Genomic DNA, 2,100 nt, shown 5'->3' on the forward strand with positions numbered 1-2,100 from the left:
GGTCATGGTGCGTTAATTTGTGCATTAAAGAATCCCAAGCAGTACCTATCCGTTTCTGCCTTTGCTCCCATTGCTGCTCCCATGCGCAGCGCCTGGGGTCAGAAGGCATTCACCAATTACCTCGGGACAGACCAAGAGCAATGGCGAGCTTACGATGCCAGCGAACTGGTGCTGACAGCCAACTATAACCATACAATTTTGATTGACCAAGGCACCGCTGACCCCTTTTACGAGAAGCAGCAGTTGCTCCCTGAGGTGTTTGAGAAGGCTTGTGAAAAGGCAGATCAGCCCCTGACTTTCCGTCTCCAGGTCGGCTATAACCATGGTTACTATTTTATCGCCACCTTTATAAAAGACCATATCAGCCATCATGCTGAGGCTTTGTTGGATTGAACAAAATTGAGATAATCCCAAGGTTGCTGAAAAAGTCGAGGTTGGAAGTGTGGACAATACTTATGCTATTCAGGTTCATCAAAAACTCTAAAAAAACTGGTAATTTATCACTATTAAACCCAGTTTTAGTTAAGCATAAACTAGAATAATATACAGATTTGATAATAATCTGTTGTCAAAAAAATCCTCATTAACTAAGCGCATAAATGGTGTAAATACTAGGAAAATAAAAATAAATTAATGTCAACATCAGTACATTGAGGTTCTGAATATGGCTAATGAAGCTGAAATGTTGGCTTCAACTGTGAACCATCAGCAATGGGTTTGTACCGTTTGTGGCTATAACATGATTGGTGAAATGCCTGATGTCTGTCCGTTCTGTAGAGCACGCCATGACAAATTCGTTACTTGGGATGAGGCAGAGCAAACCTATCGAGTGACCCCACACGAGATCAATAACTACGTCACACAATTGATTTCTGTGCCTCGTCTTGGTATTGAGCATGCTGCTTATCGCATTGAAACGGATAGTGGTGCGGTATGGATTGATTGTCCATCAGCATTCAATCGAGACTTGGAGCCAGTAGAAGCTATTTACTTTACCCATAGGGATTTCATGGGTGCATCCAACCAGTATCGTGATTTATGGGATGCTAAAGTTTATCTCCACGTTAACGATGCTGAGCATCCACTTGCCGAGCAATTTCCGATTGACAACAAAATTTATGGTGACTTCACCGAGCATGGTATTGAAGCTTTCTATATTGGTGGGCATACACCGGGCTTCATGATATATATCTTTGACTTGGTCTTGTTTATTGGTGACTACGCCTTCCCTCCAGGGTCTAGTATGCAATTAAACCCCTTTGGACCAAAAGATAAAACCCGTAAACGTGCATCACGGATACTAGATATTGTTTCCGAGAGATCCCTTGAGGTTGTATGTGGCTTCAACTTTTTTACTGACTTCGATAGCTGGCGTGAGGATTTCAAGCACCTACTTGATAGAGCTAGATAAATTCAATAAGTGGCGTTGCTTAATAATGGAATGATTAAGCAACGCCGAAATTAAAACCATTAACCATCTAGGATTAATAGCAGCAATTATCGATTTTTATCTGTTATTACACATTGGAAACAGCATGTTGTAACTAGCAACTTGGGTTATTAAGCTGTTGCGCATTTAAATTGGTTATTATTCAGTCTCTTGATGCAAAGCGCGAGTGTGGGAAACCACGGCAGTTGCTCATGGTTTGAAGTTACCGTAAGACAGTTGAGCCTTGTCTTGATGCAGTCGCTCATGGGGGAAACCCCCAAGACCGCGCTGCATCGCTAATCAATAAGTTTTAACCCTTTTCTGCAGAGCCTACCAACCATAAAGGCTCAACGTAATCAGGTTTCGTCTCCGGGGGAACCCCCAAGACCGCACTGCCTCCCCAAGACCGCACTGCATCGCTTTGAAAAAAAACCTTCAAACCCTCTCCCCTGCTCCCGAAGCTCCCCTGCTCCCCTGCTGTCAGAACAATAGAATTTAAATGAAAACCAGCTTACCTGGCTTTGAGGACGGCAATATCCCAAACAGAAGACGTGAAGACCGATCTATGCGATCGCACTGGTTTTTTTAGAATTGTGAACAGTTAGAGGAATGAGTGATTAGAGATGCAACCAAGTAACCCTAACCAGTTTACCGAAAAAGCCTGGGAAGCG

The 2,100-nt window shown here is 43.1% G+C and carries 2 protein-coding genes; both read left to right on the top strand.

The window, feature by feature from the left end; all coding sequences use genetic code 11:
* Nucleotides 1–393: alpha/beta hydrolase-fold protein (locus tag F6K53_RS38190; protein WP_293084959.1), on the top strand; the 393-nt coding region annotated here is incomplete at its 5' end.
* A gap of 271 nt (nt 394–664) precedes the next feature.
* Nucleotides 665–1,411, top strand: coding sequence for a rubredoxin-like domain-containing protein (locus F6K53_RS38195; protein ID WP_293084962.1), 747 nt, complete (start codon nt 665–667; stop codon nt 1,409–1,411).
* The last annotated feature ends 689 nt before the right edge of the window (nt 1,412–2,100 follow it).

The organism is Moorena sp. SIO4A1, assembly GCF_010672065.1.
Classification (GTDB): domain Bacteria; phylum Cyanobacteriota; class Cyanobacteriia; order Cyanobacteriales; family Coleofasciculaceae; genus Moorena.

Excerpts from the sequence above, each read along its gene's own strand:
- F6K53_RS38195 (WP_293084962.1), top strand. The coding sequence starts at position 665 with ATGGCTAATGAAGCTGAAATGTTGGCTTCAACTGTGAACCATCAGCAA.